Origin of the sequence: Clostridioides difficile ATCC 9689 = DSM 1296, assembly GCF_001077535.1 — a bacterium.
Lineage (GTDB): Bacteria > Bacillota > Clostridia > Peptostreptococcales > Peptostreptococcaceae > Clostridioides > Clostridioides difficile.
Window position 1 is genome coordinate 785,914 of record NZ_CP011968.1, and the last position, 19,215, is coordinate 805,128.

General features: G+C 26.5%; 7 protein-coding genes. 6 read left to right on the top strand and 1 reads right to left on the bottom strand.

Annotated features, from left to right (window positions below; translation table 11 throughout):
• Window positions 1–41 precede the first annotated feature (41 nt).
• From tcdR to tcdA, 5 genes are all read left to right on the top strand, one after another.
• Window positions 42–596 carry a glycosylating toxin sigma factor TcdR gene (tcdR, locus tag CDIF1296T_RS04130; RefSeq protein ID WP_003434528.1) on the top strand — a complete coding sequence of 185 codons (555 nt, stop codon included), beginning with the start codon at window positions 42–44 and terminating at the stop codon, window positions 594–596.
• Window positions 597–913: 317 nt separating this feature from the next.
• Entirely contained in the window at window positions 914–8,014 is a 7,101-nt protein-coding gene (gene tcdB, locus CDIF1296T_RS04135) for a glycosylating toxin TcdB (protein ID WP_009895693.1), read from the top strand.
• A gap of 121 nt (window positions 8,015–8,135) precedes the next feature.
• Window positions 8,136–8,636, top strand: coding sequence for a holin-like glycosylating toxin export protein TcdE (gene tcdE / locus CDIF1296T_RS04140; RefSeq protein WP_003434540.1), 501 nt, complete (start codon window positions 8,136–8,138; stop codon window positions 8,634–8,636).
• Between the two features lie 108 nt (window positions 8,637–8,744).
• Window positions 8,745–8,876 (top strand): hypothetical protein, encoded by a 132-nt coding sequence (locus tag CDIF1296T_RS19875; protein ID WP_009895694.1) that lies wholly within the window; start codon window positions 8,745–8,747, stop codon window positions 8,874–8,876.
• Between the two features lie 487 nt (window positions 8,877–9,363).
• Window positions 9,364–17,496, top strand: a complete 8,133-nt coding sequence (gene tcdA, locus CDIF1296T_RS04155; protein WP_021377821.1) for a glycosylating toxin TcdA — start codon at window positions 9,364–9,366, stop codon at window positions 17,494–17,496.
• A gap of 334 nt (window positions 17,497–17,830) precedes the next feature.
• Here the strand turns inward: tcdA and tcdC are convergent, their stop codons facing one another.
• Complete coding sequence (gene tcdC, locus CDIF1296T_RS04160; RefSeq protein WP_009895697.1) at window positions 17,831–18,529, bottom strand: glycosylating toxin anti-sigma factor TcdC; 699 nt, start codon at window positions 18,527–18,529, stop codon at window positions 17,831–17,833.
• 425 nt (window positions 18,530–18,954) lie between these two features.
• Between tcdC and cdd1 the strand changes: the two genes are divergently transcribed.
• Window positions 18,955–19,200 carry a protein Cdd1 gene (gene cdd1 / locus CDIF1296T_RS04165; protein ID WP_009888450.1) on the top strand — a complete coding sequence of 82 codons (246 nt, stop codon included), beginning with the start codon at window positions 18,955–18,957 and terminating at the stop codon, window positions 19,198–19,200.
• Window positions 19,201–19,215: the final 15 nt, after the last annotated feature.

The window sequence follows — 19,215 nt, forward strand, 5'->3', positions numbered from 1 at the left end:
TCAAATAAATCATCATTATAAATATAAGAGAGGATGATTTTATGCAAAAGTCTTTTTATGAATTAATTGTTTTAGCAAGAAATAACTCAGTAGATGATTTGCAAGAAATTTTATTTATGTTTAAGCCATTAGTAAAAAAACTTAGTAGAGTTTTACATTATGAAGAGGGAGAAACAGATTTAATAATATTTTTTATTGAATTAATAAAAAATATTAAATTAAGTAGCTTTTCAGAAAAAAGCGATGCTATTATAGTCAAATATATTCATAAATCATTACTGAATAAGACTTTTGAGTTGTCTAGAAGATATTCTAAAATGAAGTTTAATTTTGTAGAATTTGATGAAAATATCTTAAATATGAAAAATAATTATCAAAGTAAGTCTGTTTTTGAGGAAGATATTTGTTTTTTCGAATATATTTTGAAAGAATTATCTGGTATTCAAAGAAAAGTTATTTTTTATAAATATTTAAAAGGATATTCTGATAGAGAAATATCAGTGAAATTAAAAATATCTAGACAAGCTGTTAATAAGGCTAAAAATAGAGCATTTAAAAAAATAAAAAAAGACTATGAAAATTATTTTAACTTGTAATTAATGAGCTTAAAGAAATATTTACAATAGAAATCAAATTTTAGAATTAACTTTATTGTAAAATCAATAACTTAATCTAAGAATATCTTAATTTTTATATTTTATATAGAACAAAGTTTACATATTTATTTCAGACAACGTCTTTATTCAATCGAAGAGCAAATTAATCAACTGAGTGTCTTAAATTTAAAATGTTAGGAAGTGAATGTATATGAAAACCTAAGTAGATATTAGTATATTTTATAAATAGAAAGGAGGATATATAAAAGAGTTTTAGCATTTAGATGTAAAAATATTATAGTAAAGGAGAAAATTTTATGAGTTTAGTTAATAGAAAACAGTTAGAAAAAATGGCAAATGTAAGATTTCGTACTCAAGAAGATGAATATGTTGCAATATTGGATGCTTTAGAAGAATATCATAATATGTCAGAGAATACTGTAGTCGAAAAATATTTAAAATTAAAAGATATAAATAGTTTAACAGATATTTATATAGATACATATAAAAAATCTGGTAGAAATAAAGCCTTAAAAAAATTTAAGGAATATCTAGTTACAGAAGTATTAGAGCTAAAGAATAATAATTTAACTCCAGTTGAGAAAAATTTACATTTTGTTTGGATTGGAGGTCAAATAAATGACACTGCTATTAATTATATAAATCAATGGAAAGATGTAAATAGTGATTATAATGTTAATGTTTTTTATGATAGTAATGCATTTTTGATAAACACATTGAAAAAAACTGTAGTAGAATCAGCAATAAATGATACACTTGAATCATTTAGAGAAAACTTAAATGACCCTAGATTTGACTATAATAAATTCTTCAGAAAACGTATGGAAATAATTTATGATAAACAGAAAAATTTCATAAACTACTATAAAGCTCAAAGAGAAGAAAATCCTGAACTTATAATTGATGATATTGTAAAGACATATCTTTCAAATGAGTATTCAAAGGAGATAGATGAACTTAATACCTATATTGAAGAATCCTTAAATAAAATTACACAGAATAGTGGAAATGATGTTAGAAACTTTGAAGAATTTAAAAATGGAGAGTCATTCAACTTATATGAACAAGAGTTGGTAGAAAGGTGGAATTTAGCTGCTGCTTCTGACATATTAAGAATATCTGCATTAAAAGAAATTGGTGGTATGTATTTAGATGTTGATATGTTACCAGGAATACAACCAGACTTATTTGAGTCTATAGAGAAACCTAGTTCAGTAACAGTGGATTTTTGGGAAATGACAAAGTTAGAAGCTATAATGAAATACAAAGAATATATACCAGAATATACCTCAGAACATTTTGACATGTTAGACGAAGAAGTTCAAAGTAGTTTTGAATCTGTTCTAGCTTCTAAGTCAGATAAATCAGAAATATTCTCATCACTTGGTGATATGGAGGCATCACCACTAGAAGTTAAAATTGCATTTAATAGTAAGGGTATTATAAATCAAGGGCTAATTTCTGTGAAAGACTCATATTGTAGCAATTTAATAGTAAAACAAATCGAGAATAGATATAAAATATTGAATAATAGTTTAAATCCAGCTATTAGCGAGGATAATGATTTTAATACTACAACGAATACCTTTATTGATAGTATAATGGCTGAAGCTAATGCAGATAATGGTAGATTTATGATGGAACTAGGAAAGTATTTAAGAGTTGGTTTCTTCCCAGATGTTAAAACTACTATTAACTTAAGTGGCCCTGAAGCATATGCGGCAGCTTATCAAGATTTATTAATGTTTAAAGAAGGCAGTATGAATATCCATTTGATAGAAGCTGATTTAAGAAACTTTGAAATCTCTAAAACTAATATTTCTCAATCAACTGAACAAGAAATGGCTAGCTTATGGTCATTTGACGATGCAAGAGCTAAAGCTCAATTTGAAGAATATAAAAGGAATTATTTTGAAGGTTCTCTTGGTGAAGATGATAATCTTGATTTTTCTCAAAATATAGTAGTTGACAAGGAGTATCTTTTAGAAAAAATATCTTCATTAGCAAGAAGTTCAGAGAGAGGATATATACACTATATTGTTCAGTTACAAGGAGATAAAATTAGTTATGAAGCAGCATGTAACTTATTTGCAAAGACTCCTTATGATAGTGTACTATTTCAGAAAAATATAGAAGATTCAGAAATTGCATATTATTATAATCCTGGAGATGGTGAAATACAAGAAATAGACAAGTATAAAATTCCAAGTATAATTTCTGATAGACCTAAGATTAAATTAACATTTATTGGTCATGGTAAAGATGAATTTAATACTGATATATTTGCAGGTTTTGATGTAGATTCATTATCCACAGAAATAGAAGCAGCAATAGATTTAGCTAAAGAGGATATTTCTCCTAAGTCAATAGAAATAAATTTATTAGGATGTAATATGTTTAGCTACTCTATCAACGTAGAGGAGACTTATCCTGGAAAATTATTACTTAAAGTTAAAGATAAAATATCAGAATTAATGCCATCTATAAGTCAAGACTCTATTATAGTAAGTGCAAATCAATATGAAGTTAGAATAAATAGTGAAGGAAGAAGAGAATTATTGGATCATTCTGGTGAATGGATAAATAAAGAAGAAAGTATTATAAAGGATATTTCATCAAAAGAATATATATCATTTAATCCTAAAGAAAATAAAATTACAGTAAAATCTAAAAATTTACCTGAGCTATCTACATTATTACAAGAAATTAGAAATAATTCTAATTCAAGTGATATTGAACTAGAAGAAAAAGTAATGTTAACAGAATGTGAGATAAATGTTATTTCAAATATAGATACGCAAATTGTTGAGGAAAGGATTGAAGAAGCTAAGAATTTAACTTCTGACTCTATTAATTATATAAAAGATGAATTTAAACTAATAGAATCTATTTCTGATGCACTATGTGACTTAAAACAACAGAATGAATTAGAAGATTCTCATTTTATATCTTTTGAGGACATATCAGAGACTGATGAGGGATTTAGTATAAGATTTATTAATAAAGAAACTGGAGAATCTATATTTGTAGAAACTGAAAAAACAATATTCTCTGAATATGCTAATCATATAACTGAAGAGATTTCTAAGATAAAAGGTACTATATTTGATACTGTAAATGGTAAGTTAGTAAAAAAAGTAAATTTAGATACTACACACGAAGTAAATACTTTAAATGCTGCATTTTTTATACAATCATTAATAGAATATAATAGTTCTAAAGAATCTCTTAGTAATTTAAGTGTAGCAATGAAAGTCCAAGTTTACGCTCAATTATTTAGTACTGGTTTAAATACTATTACAGATGCAGCCAAAGTTGTTGAATTAGTATCAACTGCATTAGATGAAACTATAGACTTACTTCCTACATTATCTGAAGGATTACCTATAATTGCAACTATTATAGATGGTGTAAGTTTAGGTGCAGCAATCAAAGAGCTAAGTGAAACGAGTGACCCATTATTAAGACAAGAAATAGAAGCTAAGATAGGTATAATGGCAGTAAATTTAACAACAGCTACAACTGCAATCATTACTTCATCTTTGGGGGTAGCTAGTGGATTTAGTATACTTTTAGTTCCTTTAGCAGGAATTTCAGCAGGTATACCAAGCTTAGTAAACAATGAACTTGTACTTCGAGATAAGGCAACAAAGGTTGTAGATTATTTTAAACATGTTTCATTAGTTGAAACTGAAGGAGTATTTACTTTATTAGATGATAAAATAATGATGCCACAAGATGATTTAGTGATATCAGAAATAGATTTTAATAATAATTCAATAGTTTTAGGTAAATGTGAAATCTGGAGAATGGAAGGTGGTTCAGGTCATACTGTAACTGATGATATAGATCACTTCTTTTCAGCACCATCAATAACATATAGAGAGCCACACTTATCTATATATGACGTATTGGAAGTACAAAAAGAAGAACTTGATTTGTCAAAAGATTTAATGGTATTACCTAATGCTCCAAATAGAGTATTTGCTTGGGAAACAGGATGGACACCAGGTTTAAGAAGCTTAGAAAATGATGGCACAAAACTGTTAGACCGTATAAGAGATAACTATGAAGGTGAGTTTTATTGGAGATATTTTGCTTTTATAGCTGATGCTTTAATAACAACATTAAAACCAAGATATGAAGATACTAATATAAGAATAAATTTAGATAGTAATACTAGAAGTTTTATAGTTCCAATAATAACTACAGAATATATAAGAGAAAAATTATCATATTCTTTCTATGGTTCAGGAGGAACTTATGCATTGTCTCTTTCTCAATATAATATGGGTATAAATATAGAATTAAGTGAAAGTGATGTTTGGATTATAGATGTTGATAATGTTGTGAGAGATGTAACTATAGAATCTGATAAAATTAAAAAAGGTGATTTAATAGAAGGTATTTTATCTACACTAAGTATTGAAGAGAATAAAATTATCTTAAATAGCCATGAGATTAATTTTTCTGGTGAGGTAAATGGAAGTAATGGATTTGTTTCTTTAACATTTTCAATTTTAGAAGGAATAAATGCAATTATAGAAGTTGATTTATTATCTAAATCATATAAATTACTTATTTCTGGCGAATTAAAAATATTGATGTTAAATTCAAATCATATTCAACAGAAAATAGATTATATAGGATTCAATAGCGAATTACAGAAAAATATACCATATAGCTTTGTAGATAGTGAAGGAAAAGAGAATGGTTTTATTAATGGTTCAACAAAAGAAGGTTTATTTGTATCTGAATTACCTGATGTAGTTCTTATAAGTAAGGTTTATATGGATGATAGTAAGCCTTCATTTGGATATTATAGTAATAATTTGAAAGATGTCAAAGTTATAACTAAAGATAATGTTAATATATTAACAGGTTATTATCTTAAGGATGATATAAAAATCTCTCTTTCTTTGACTCTACAAGATGAAAAAACTATAAAGTTAAATAGTGTGCATTTAGATGAAAGTGGAGTAGCTGAGATTTTGAAGTTCATGAATAGAAAAGGTAATACAAATACTTCAGATTCTTTAATGAGCTTTTTAGAAAGTATGAATATAAAAAGTATTTTCGTTAATTTCTTACAATCTAATATTAAGTTTATATTAGATGCTAATTTTATAATAAGTGGTACTACTTCTATTGGCCAATTTGAGTTTATTTGTGATGAAAATGATAATATACAACCATATTTCATTAAGTTTAATACACTAGAAACTAATTATACTTTATATGTAGGAAATAGACAAAATATGATAGTGGAACCAAATTATGATTTAGATGATTCTGGAGATATATCTTCAACTGTTATCAATTTCTCTCAAAAGTATCTTTATGGAATAGACAGTTGTGTTAATAAAGTTGTAATTTCACCAAATATTTATACAGATGAAATAAATATAACGCCTGTATATGAAACAAATAATACTTATCCAGAAGTTATTGTATTAGATGCAAATTATATAAATGAAAAAATAAATGTTAATATCAATGATCTATCTATACGATATGTATGGAGTAATGATGGTAATGATTTTATTCTTATGTCAACTAGTGAAGAAAATAAGGTGTCACAAGTTAAAATAAGATTCGTTAATGTTTTTAAAGATAAGACTTTGGCAAATAAGCTATCTTTTAACTTTAGTGATAAACAAGATGTACCTGTAAGTGAAATAATCTTATCATTTACACCTTCATATTATGAGGATGGATTGATTGGCTATGATTTGGGTCTAGTTTCTTTATATAATGAGAAATTTTATATTAATAACTTTGGAATGATGGTATCTGGATTAATATATATTAATGATTCATTATATTATTTTAAACCACCAGTAAATAATTTGATAACTGGATTTGTGACTGTAGGCGATGATAAATACTACTTTAATCCAATTAATGGTGGAGCTGCTTCAATTGGAGAGACAATAATTGATGACAAAAATTATTATTTCAACCAAAGTGGAGTGTTACAAACAGGTGTATTTAGTACAGAAGATGGATTTAAATATTTTGCCCCAGCTAATACACTTGATGAAAACCTAGAAGGAGAAGCAATTGATTTTACTGGAAAATTAATTATTGACGAAAATATTTATTATTTTGATGATAATTATAGAGGAGCTGTAGAATGGAAAGAATTAGATGGTGAAATGCACTATTTTAGCCCAGAAACAGGTAAAGCTTTTAAAGGTCTAAATCAAATAGGTGATTATAAATACTATTTCAATTCTGATGGAGTTATGCAAAAAGGATTTGTTAGTATAAATGATAATAAACACTATTTTGATGATTCTGGTGTTATGAAAGTAGGTTACACTGAAATAGATGGCAAGCATTTCTACTTTGCTGAAAACGGAGAAATGCAAATAGGAGTATTTAATACAGAAGATGGATTTAAATATTTTGCTCATCATAATGAAGATTTAGGAAATGAAGAAGGTGAAGAAATCTCATATTCTGGTATATTAAATTTCAATAATAAAATTTACTATTTTGATGATTCATTTACAGCTGTAGTTGGATGGAAAGATTTAGAGGATGGTTCAAAGTATTATTTTGATGAAGATACAGCAGAAGCATATATAGGTTTGTCATTAATAAATGATGGTCAATATTATTTTAATGATGATGGAATTATGCAAGTTGGATTTGTCACTATAAATGATAAAGTCTTCTACTTCTCTGACTCTGGAATTATAGAATCTGGAGTACAAAACATAGATGACAATTATTTCTATATAGATGATAATGGTATAGTTCAAATTGGTGTATTTGATACTTCAGATGGATATAAATATTTTGCACCTGCTAATACTGTAAATGATAATATTTACGGACAAGCAGTTGAATATAGTGGTTTAGTTAGAGTTGGGGAAGATGTATATTATTTTGGAGAAACATATACAATTGAGACTGGATGGATATATGATATGGAAAATGAAAGTGATAAATATTATTTCAATCCAGAAACTAAAAAAGCATGCAAAGGTATTAATTTAATTGATGATATAAAATATTATTTTGATGAGAAGGGCATAATGAGAACGGGTCTTATATCATTTGAAAATAATAATTATTACTTTAATGAGAATGGTGAAATGCAATTTGGTTATATAAATATAGAAGATAAGATGTTCTATTTTGGTGAAGATGGTGTCATGCAGATTGGAGTATTTAATACACCAGATGGATTTAAATACTTTGCACATCAAAATACTTTGGATGAGAATTTTGAGGGAGAATCAATAAACTATACTGGTTGGTTAGATTTAGATGAAAAGAGATATTATTTTACAGATGAATATATTGCAGCAACTGGTTCAGTTATTATTGATGGTGAGGAGTATTATTTTGATCCTGATACAGCTCAATTAGTGATTAGTGAATAGATAAAAATATGTTAAATATATCCTCTTATACTTAAATATATAAAAATAAACAAAATGATACACTACATAAAGTGTTCTATCTAATATGAAGATTTACCAATAAAAAGGTGGACTATGATGAATGCACAGTAGTTCACCTTTTTATATTTCTAATGGTAACAAAATATTTTTTTATATAAACCTAGGAGGCGTTATGAATATGACAATATCTTTTTTATCAGAGCATATATTTATAAAGTTAGTAATTTTAACTATATCATTTGATACATTATTAGGATGTTTAAGTGCAATAAAAAGTCGTAAATTTAATTCTAGTTTTGGAATAGATGGAGGAATCAGAAAAGTAGCAATGATAGCATGTATATTTTTTTTATCAGTAGTTGACATTCTTACAAAGTTTAACTTTTTATTTATGTTACCACAAGATTGTATCAATTTTTTAAGACTAAAACATCTTGGAATATCTGAATTTTTCTCTATTTTATTTATTTTATATGAAAGTGTAAGTATATTAAAAAATATGTGCTTATGTGGATTACCAGTACCTAAGAGATTAAAGGAAAAAATAGCAATTTTACTAGATGCAATGACAGATGAAATGAATGCTAAGGATGAAAAGTAAGTAATGGTAGATATAATAAAGATATTAACAAATAAAAAGTGTTATCCAAATAAGAATAGCTGAAAGTTATCATAATTCATGAAACTAATAATGAAAACGAGGGAGCAGATGCCAAGAGACACACAAGTATTAAATACATATAATTTCGAAGCAAGTGTTCATTACTATATAGATGACAAGGTAGTATATCAAACATTGGTTCACAAAGATGGTGCATGGTCAGTTGGTAAAATCTATTAAGCTACATTAGTTACAGATATCACAAACTATAATAGTTAAACATAGAAATATGTGTAAATTGTGATGGAAATTATTCAAAAACACAAAAATACGTGATGAAGGACAAAATGATATAGAAAATAAGTATCAAACCTTAATAAATGATTTAATTGATAGTTTAAAAGTTATAGGAAAAATATATAAAGAAATAAAAACATTAAAAAAATATAAGATATGTTTACAAATTACTATCAGACAATCTCCTTATCTAATAGAAGAGTCAATTAACTAATTGAGTATCTTTAAATTGAAATGTTAGGAAGTGATTTAAATATGAAAACTTAAATTATAAAAAATCAATATTAATTTATTTTTAAAAAATAGAAAGGAGTGTATAAGATTTATTTTCAAAGTTTAAAAACAAGAAAATCAATTTAAATTTCAGAAGGAATAAATGTGGTTATAGAAGTGGATTTATTATCAAAAATAATAATACTAGGAGGTTTTTATGTCTTTAATATCTAAAGAAGAGTTAATAAAACTCGCATATAGCATTAGACCAAGAGAAAATGAGTATAAAACTATACTAACTAATTTAGACGAATATAATAAGTTAACTACAAACAATAATGAAAATAAATATTTACAATTAAAAAAACTAAATGAATCAATTGATGTTTTTATGAATAAATATAAAACTTCAAGCAGAAATAGAGCACTCTCTAATCTAAAAAAAGATATATTAAAAGAAGTAATTCTTATTAAAAATTCCAATACAAGCCCTGTAGAAAAAAATTTACATTTTGTATGGATAGGTGGAGAAGTCAGTGATATTGCTCTTGAATACATAAAACAATGGGCTGATATTAATGCAGAATATAATATTAAACTGTGGTATGATAGTGAAGCATTCTTAGTAAATACACTAAAAAAGGCTATAGTTGAATCTTCTACCACTGAAGCATTACAGCTACTAGAGGAAGAGATTCAAAATCCTCAATTTGATAATATGAAATTTTACAAAAAAAGGATGGAATTTATATATGATAGACAAAAAAGGTTTATAAATTATTATAAATCTCAAATCAATAAACCTACAGTACCTACAATAGATGATATTATAAAGTCTCATCTAGTATCTGAATATAATAGAGATGAAACTGTATTAGAATCATATAGAACAAATTCTTTGAGAAAAATAAATAGTAATCATGGGATAGATATCAGGGCTAATAGTTTGTTTACAGAACAAGAGTTATTAAATATTTATAGTCAGGAGTTGTTAAATCGTGGAAATTTAGCTGCAGCATCTGACATAGTAAGATTATTAGCCCTAAAAAATTTTGGCGGAGTATATTTAGATGTTGATATGCTTCCAGGTATTCACTCTGATTTATTTAAAACAATATCTAGACCTAGCTCTATTGGACTAGACCGTTGGGAAATGATAAAATTAGAGGCTATTATGAAGTATAAAAAATATATAAATAATTATACATCAGAAAACTTTGATAAACTTGATCAACAATTAAAAGATAATTTTAAACTCATTATAGAAAGTAAAAGTGAAAAATCTGAGATATTTTCTAAATTAGAAAATTTAAATGTATCTGATCTTGAAATTAAAATAGCTTTCGCTTTAGGCAGTGTTATAAATCAAGCCTTGATATCAAAACAAGGTTCATATCTTACTAACCTAGTAATAGAACAAGTAAAAAATAGATATCAATTTTTAAACCAACACCTTAACCCAGCCATAGAGTCTGATAATAACTTCACAGATACTACTAAAATTTTTCATGATTCATTATTTAATTCAGCTACCGCAGAAAACTCTATGTTTTTAACAAAAATAGCACCATACTTACAAGTAGGTTTTATGCCAGAAGCTCGCTCCACAATAAGTTTAAGTGGTCCAGGAGCTTATGCGTCAGCTTACTATGATTTCATAAATTTACAAGAAAATACTATAGAAAAAACTTTAAAAGCATCAGATTTAATAGAATTTAAATTCCCAGAAAATAATCTATCTCAATTGACAGAACAAGAAATAAATAGTCTATGGAGCTTTGATCAAGCAAGTGCAAAATATCAATTTGAGAAATATGTAAGAGATTATACTGGTGGATCTCTTTCTGAAGACAATGGGGTAGACTTTAATAAAAATACTGCCCTCGACAAAAACTATTTATTAAATAATAAAATTCCATCAAACAATGTAGAAGAAGCTGGAAGTAAAAATTATGTTCATTATATCATACAGTTACAAGGAGATGATATAAGTTATGAAGCAACATGCAATTTATTTTCTAAAAATCCTAAAAATAGTATTATTATACAACGAAATATGAATGAAAGTGCAAAAAGCTACTTTTTAAGTGATGATGGAGAATCTATTTTAGAATTAAATAAATATAGGATACCTGAAAGATTAAAAAATAAGGAAAAAGTAAAAGTAACCTTTATTGGACATGGTAAAGATGAATTCAACACAAGCGAATTTGCTAGATTAAGTGTAGATTCACTTTCCAATGAGATAAGTTCATTTTTAGATACCATAAAATTAGATATATCACCTAAAAATGTAGAAGTAAACTTACTTGGATGTAATATGTTTAGTTATGATTTTAATGTTGAAGAAACTTATCCTGGGAAGTTGCTATTAAGTATTATGGACAAAATTACTTCCACTTTACCTGATGTAAATAAAAATTCTATTACTATAGGAGCAAATCAATATGAAGTAAGAATTAATAGTGAGGGAAGAAAAGAACTTCTGGCTCACTCAGGTAAATGGATAAATAAAGAAGAAGCTATTATGAGCGATTTATCTAGTAAAGAATACATTTTTTTTGATTCTATAGATAATAAGCTAAAAGCAAAGTCCAAGAATATTCCAGGATTAGCATCAATATCAGAAGATATAAAAACATTATTACTTGATGCAAGTGTTAGTCCTGATACAAAATTTATTTTAAATAATCTTAAGCTTAATATTGAATCTTCTATTGGTGATTACATTTATTATGAAAAATTAGAGCCTGTTAAAAATATAATTCACAATTCTATAGATGATTTAATAGATGAGTTCAATCTACTTGAAAATGTATCTGATGAATTATATGAATTAAAAAAATTAAATAATCTAGATGAGAAGTATTTAATATCTTTTGAAGATATCTCAAAAAATAATTCAACTTACTCTGTAAGATTTATTAACAAAAGTAATGGTGAGTCAGTTTATGTAGAAACAGAAAAAGAAATTTTTTCAAAATATAGCGAACATATTACAAAAGAAATAAGTACTATAAAGAATAGTATAATTACAGATGTTAATGGTAATTTATTGGATAATATACAGTTAGATCATACTTCTCAAGTTAATACATTAAACGCAGCATTCTTTATTCAATCATTAATAGATTATAGTAGCAATAAAGATGTACTGAATGATTTAAGTACCTCAGTTAAGGTTCAACTTTATGCTCAACTATTTAGTACAGGTTTAAATACTATATATGACTCTATCCAATTAGTAAATTTAATATCAAATGCAGTAAATGATACTATAAATGTACTACCTACAATAACAGAGGGGATACCTATTGTATCTACTATATTAGACGGAATAAACTTAGGTGCAGCAATTAAGGAATTACTAGACGAACATGACCCATTACTAAAAAAAGAATTAGAAGCTAAGGTGGGTGTTTTAGCAATAAATATGTCATTATCTATAGCTGCAACTGTAGCTTCAATTGTTGGAATAGGTGCTGAAGTTACTATTTTCTTATTACCTATAGCTGGTATATCTGCAGGAATACCTTCATTAGTTAATAATGAATTAATATTGCATGATAAGGCAACTTCAGTGGTAAACTATTTTAATCATTTGTCTGAATCTAAAAAATATGGCCCTCTTAAGACAGAAGATGATAAAATTTTAGTTCCTATTGATGATTTAGTAATATCAGAAATAGATTTTAATAATAATTCGATAAAACTAGGAACATGTAATATATTAGCAATGGAGGGGGGATCAGGACACACAGTGACTGGTAATATAGATCACTTTTTCTCATCTCCATCTATAAGTTCTCATATTCCTTCATTATCAATTTATTCTGCAATAGGTATAGAAACAGAAAATCTAGATTTTTCAAAAAAAATAATGATGTTACCTAATGCTCCTTCAAGAGTGTTTTGGTGGGAAACTGGAGCAGTTCCAGGTTTAAGATCATTGGAAAATGACGGAACTAGATTACTTGATTCAATAAGAGATTTATACCCAGGTAAATTTTACTGGAGATTCTATGCTTTTTTCGATTATGCAATAACTACATTAAAACCAGTTTATGAAGACACTAATATTAAAATTAAACTAGATAAAGATACTAGAAACTTCATAATGCCAACTATAACTACTAACGAAATTAGAAACAAATTATCTTATTCATTTGATGGAGCAGGAGGAACTTACTCTTTATTATTATCTTCATATCCAATATCAACGAATATAAATTTATCTAAAGATGATTTATGGATATTTAATATTGATAATGAAGTAAGAGAAATATCTATAGAAAATGGTACTATTAAAAAAGGAAAGTTAATAAAAGATGTTTTAAGTAAAATTGATATAAATAAAAATAAACTTATTATAGGCAATCAAACAATAGATTTTTCAGGCGATATAGATAATAAAGATAGATATATATTCTTGACTTGTGAGTTAGATGATAAAATTAGTTTAATAATAGAAATAAATCTTGTTGCAAAATCTTATAGTTTGTTATTGTCTGGGGATAAAAATTATTTGATATCCAATTTATCTAATACTATTGAGAAAATCAATACTTTAGGCCTAGATAGTAAAAATATAGCGTACAATTACACTGATGAATCTAATAATAAATATTTTGGAGCTATATCTAAAACAAGTCAAAAAAGCATAATACATTATAAAAAAGACAGTAAAAATATATTAGAATTTTATAATGACAGTACATTAGAATTTAACAGTAAAGATTTTATTGCTGAAGATATAAATGTATTTATGAAAGATGATATTAATACTATAACAGGAAAATACTATGTTGATAATAATACTGATAAAAGTATAGATTTCTCTATTTCTTTAGTTAGTAAAAATCAAGTAAAAGTAAATGGATTATATTTAAATGAATCCGTATACTCATCTTACCTTGATTTTGTGAAAAATTCAGATGGACACCATAATACTTCTAATTTTATGAATTTATTTTTGGACAATATAAGTTTCTGGAAATTGTTTGGGTTTGAAAATATAAATTTTGTAATCGATAAATACTTTACCCTTGTTGGTAAAACTAATCTTGGATATGTAGAATTTATTTGTGACAATAATAAAAATATAGATATATATTTTGGTGAATGGAAAACATCGTCATCTAAAAGCACTATATTTAGCGGAAATGGTAGAAATGTTGTAGTAGAGCCTATATATAATCCTGATACGGGTGAAGATATATCTACTTCACTAGATTTTTCCTATGAACCTCTCTATGGAATAGATAGATATATCAATAAAGTATTGATAGCACCTGATTTATATACAAGTTTAATAAATATTAATACCAATTATTATTCAAATGAGTACTACCCTGAGATTATAGTTCTTAACCCAAATACATTCCACAAAAAAGTAAATATAAATTTAGATAGTTCTTCTTTTGAGTATAAATGGTCTACAGAAGGAAGTGACTTTATTTTAGTTAGATACTTAGAAGAAAGTAATAAAAAAATATTACAAAAAATAAGAATCAAAGGTATCTTATCTAATACTCAATCATTTAATAAAATGAGTATAGATTTTAAAGATATTAAAAAACTATCATTAGGATATATAATGAGTAATTTTAAATCATTTAATTCTGAAAATGAATTAGATAGAGATCATTTAGGATTTAAAATAATAGATAATAAAACTTATTACTATGATGAAGATAGTAAATTAGTTAAAGGATTAATCAATATAAATAATTCATTATTCTATTTTGATCCTATAGAATTTAACTTAGTAACTGGATGGCAAACTATCAATGGTAAAAAATATTATTTTGATATAAATACTGGAGCAGCTTTAACTAGTTATAAAATTATTAATGGTAAACACTTTTATTTTAATAATGATGGTGTGATGCAGTTGGGAGTATTTAAAGGACCTGATGGATTTGAATATTTTGCACCTGCCAATACTCAAAATAATAACATAGAAGGTCAGGCTATAGTTTATCAAAGTAAATTCTTAACTTTGAATGGCAAAAAATATTATTTTGATAATGACTCAAAAGCAGTCACTGGATGGAGAATTATTAACAATGAGAAATATTACTTTAATCCTAATAATGCTATTGCTGCAGTCGGATTGCAAGTAATTGACAATAATAAGTATTATTTCAATCCTGACACTGCTATCATCTCAAAAGGTTGGCAGACTGTTAATGGTAGTAGATACTACTTTGATACTGATACCGCTATTGCCTTTAATGGTTATAAAACTATTGATGGTAAACACTTTTATTTTGATAGTGATTGTGTAGTGAAAATAGGTGTGTTTAGTACCTCTAATGGATTTGAATATTTTGCACCTGCTAATACTTATAATAATAACATAGAAGGTCAGGCTATAGTTTATCAAAGTAAATTCTTAACTTTGAATGGTAAAAAATATTACTTTGATAATAACTCAAAAGCAGTTACCGGATGGCAAACTATTGATAGTAAAAAATATTACTTTAATACTAACACTGCTGAAGCAGCTACTGGATGGCAAACTATTGATGGTAAAAAATATTACTTTAATACTAACACTGCTGAAGCAGCTACTGGATGGCAAACTATTGATGGTAAAAAATATTACTTTAATACTAACACTGCTATAGCTTCAACTGGTTATACAATTATTAATGGTAAACATTTTTATTTTAATACTGATGGTATTATGCAGATAGGAGTGTTTAAAGGACCTAATGGATTTGAATATTTTGCACCTGCTAATACGGATGCTAACAACATAGAAGGTCAAGCTATACTTTACCAAAATGAATTCTTAACTTTGAATGGTAAAAAATATTACTTTGGTAGTGACTCAAAAGCAGTTACTGGATGGAGAATTATTAACAATAAGAAATATTACTTTAATCCTAATAATGCTATTGCTGCAATTCATCTATGCACTATAAATAATGACAAGTATTACTTTAGTTATGATGGAATTCTTCAAAATGGATATATTACTATTGAAAGAAATAATTTCTATTTTGATGCTAATAATGAATCTAAAATGGTAACAGGAGTATTTAAAGGACCTAATGGATTTGAGTATTTTGCACCTGCTAATACTCACAATAATAACATAGAAGGTCAGGCTATAGTTTACCAGAACAAATTCTTAACTTTGAATGGCAAAAAATATTATTTTGATAATGACTCAAAAGCAGTTACTGGATGGCAAACCATTGATGGTAAAAAATATTACTTTAATCTTAACACTGCTGAAGCAGCTACTGGATGGCAAACTATTGATGGTAAAAAATATTACTTTAATCTTAACACTGCTGAAGCAGCTACTGGATGGCAAACTATTGATGGTAAAAAATATTACTTTAATACTAACACTTTCATAGCCTCAACTGGTTATACAAGTATTAATGGTAAACATTTTTATTTTAATACTGATGGTATTATGCAGATAGGAGTGTTTAAAGGACCTAATGGATTTGAATACTTTGCACCTGCTAATACTCATAATAATAACATAGAAGGTCAAGCTATACTTTACCAAAATAAATTCTTAACTTTGAATGGTAAAAAATATTACTTTGGTAGTGACTCAAAAGCAGTTACCGGATTGCGAACTATTGATGGTAAAAAATATTACTTTAATACTAACACTGCTGTTGCAGTTACTGGATGGCAAACTATTAATGGTAAAAAATACTACTTTAATACTAACACTTCTATAGCTTCAACTGGTTATACAATTATTAGTGGTAAACATTTTTATTTTAATACTGATGGTATTATGCAGATAGGAGTGTTTAAAGGACCTGATGGATTTGAATACTTTGCACCTGCTAATACAGATGCTAACAATATAGAAGGTCAAGCTATACGTTATCAAAATAGATTCCTATATTTACATGACAATATATATTATTTTGGTAATAATTCAAAAGCGGCTACTGGTTGGGTAACTATTGATGGTAATAGATATTACTTCGAGCCTAATACAGCTATGGGTGCGAATGGTTATAAAACTATTGATAATAAAAATTTTTACTTTAGAAATGGTTTACCTCAGATAGGAGTGTTTAAAGGGTCTAATGGATTTGAATACTTTGCACCTGCTAATACGGATGCTAACAATATAGAAGGTCAAGCTATACGTTATCAAAATAGATTCCTACATTTACTTGGAAAAATATATTACTTTGGTAATAATTCAAAAGCAGTTACTGGATGGCAAACTATTAATGGTAAAGTATATTACTTTATGCCTGATACTGCTATGGCTGCAGCTGGTGGACTTTTCGAGATTGATGGTGTTATATATTTCTTTGGTGTTGATGGAGTAAAAGCCCCTGGGATATATGGCTAAAATATATGTTTGATAAAAAATTATTCCTGTGCTACTAAGAAATTATTTTTATATAATAAATATTGAGATTTAATTAAAAGTCATGTGTTATTGTAATACATGACTTTTAGTTAAAATTTTTCTATCATTTAATAATCTATTATTCTTGACTATTTTATAATAAAATTCATATATGGAAATATTAATACTAAATAATTAATAGTTGATAAAAAATAGATAATATGCTAAAAGCAAAAACTAATTTAGAGCCTTGTAACTGTTTATTTGCAATTATAAAAACATCTTTAAACATATTGACTATAATATAAAATATTAACTATAATACAAAACAATATTAATTAATTTTCTCTACAGCTATCCCTGGTATAGTTATATTTCCACCCATAGTTGATTCATAAGTTATAGTTCCAGCACTTATACCTCTTATAGTTATGTAATCATCCTCTAATACTCTTGAAGGAGTTATTGATTTTTTATAACTACATAGTACAACCTTATCATAATTTCCAGACACAGCTAATCTTATTTGCACCTCATCACCATCTTCAATAACTTGAATAACCTTACCTTCAAATTTTACCTTTTTGTACTTATAATCATCAGGTGTTCTAGCTAATTGGTCATAAGTAATACCAGTATCATATCCTTTCTTCTCCTCTTCTTCTTTTTTGCGTTGTTCTTCAGCCTTTTTAGCTTCTTCAGCTTTTTTAGCTTCTTCAGCTTTACGTTGATTTTCAGCTTCAATAGCTTTCTTTTCGTCGTCTTTCATTTTGAACCATGGTTCAGCATCAGACAATTTGCTATTTAAAGTTTCTATTTCTGTTTTTTGAGAATCTATAACTGATGTTTGGTTAGAAATGACCTCCTCATGGTCTTCAGAACAAGATGGTGAGGATATATTGCCAAAAAACACGCCTAAAATAAATGCCAGTAGAGCAATACCCTTTGTGCTCTTAAAGAATTTAATTATTTTCTTAGAGCTTCCTTTTCCTTCATTACTAAATTCGTTACCCTCATTTTTTTTAGAAAACATAATACAATCTCCCTTTTATTAGATATATTTTATTTTAAAAGTTAAAAACTTAAAATAACTAGTTGACTAAAAATTATATATTCATATTTTCCTAAAATATATTTCCCCTAAGCATAATTTTACAAAATAAAGTAAGAAGATTCAATATATTTTGAAAAAATAAGATAAAAATGTCAGATTATAATATAATTTTCTTGAAGGTGAATTTTATATATTAAATTAAACATAAAGTATTTTATTTGTATAAAACTATATTATGATGTAATTAAGTGACTCAGTGATTTAGAGGTGGTAAAATATATATATATGAAAGAGCATAAATAAATTGATATAATAAAAAATTAAATATTAAATATTAACTATAATAAAAAAATATCTGGTAATAGGTATAATATAAAAAGAATATACCAGAAAGAAGGTGAAGTATGGGAGAACTACAAAAAATTCCAGGGGTAGGGAAAGCAACAGAAAAATCTTTAATCATGTTAGGATATACAACTATTAAATCACTTAAAGATGCAAACCCAGCACAAATGTATGAAAAGGAATGTTTAATGCGTGGACAGCACATAGACAGATGTCAGTTATATGTATACAGATGTGCAGTATATTTTGCATCAACTGAAAATCCAGAACCAGAAAAATTAAAGTGGTGGTATTGGAAAGATTAAAAAATCAAAAAAGTT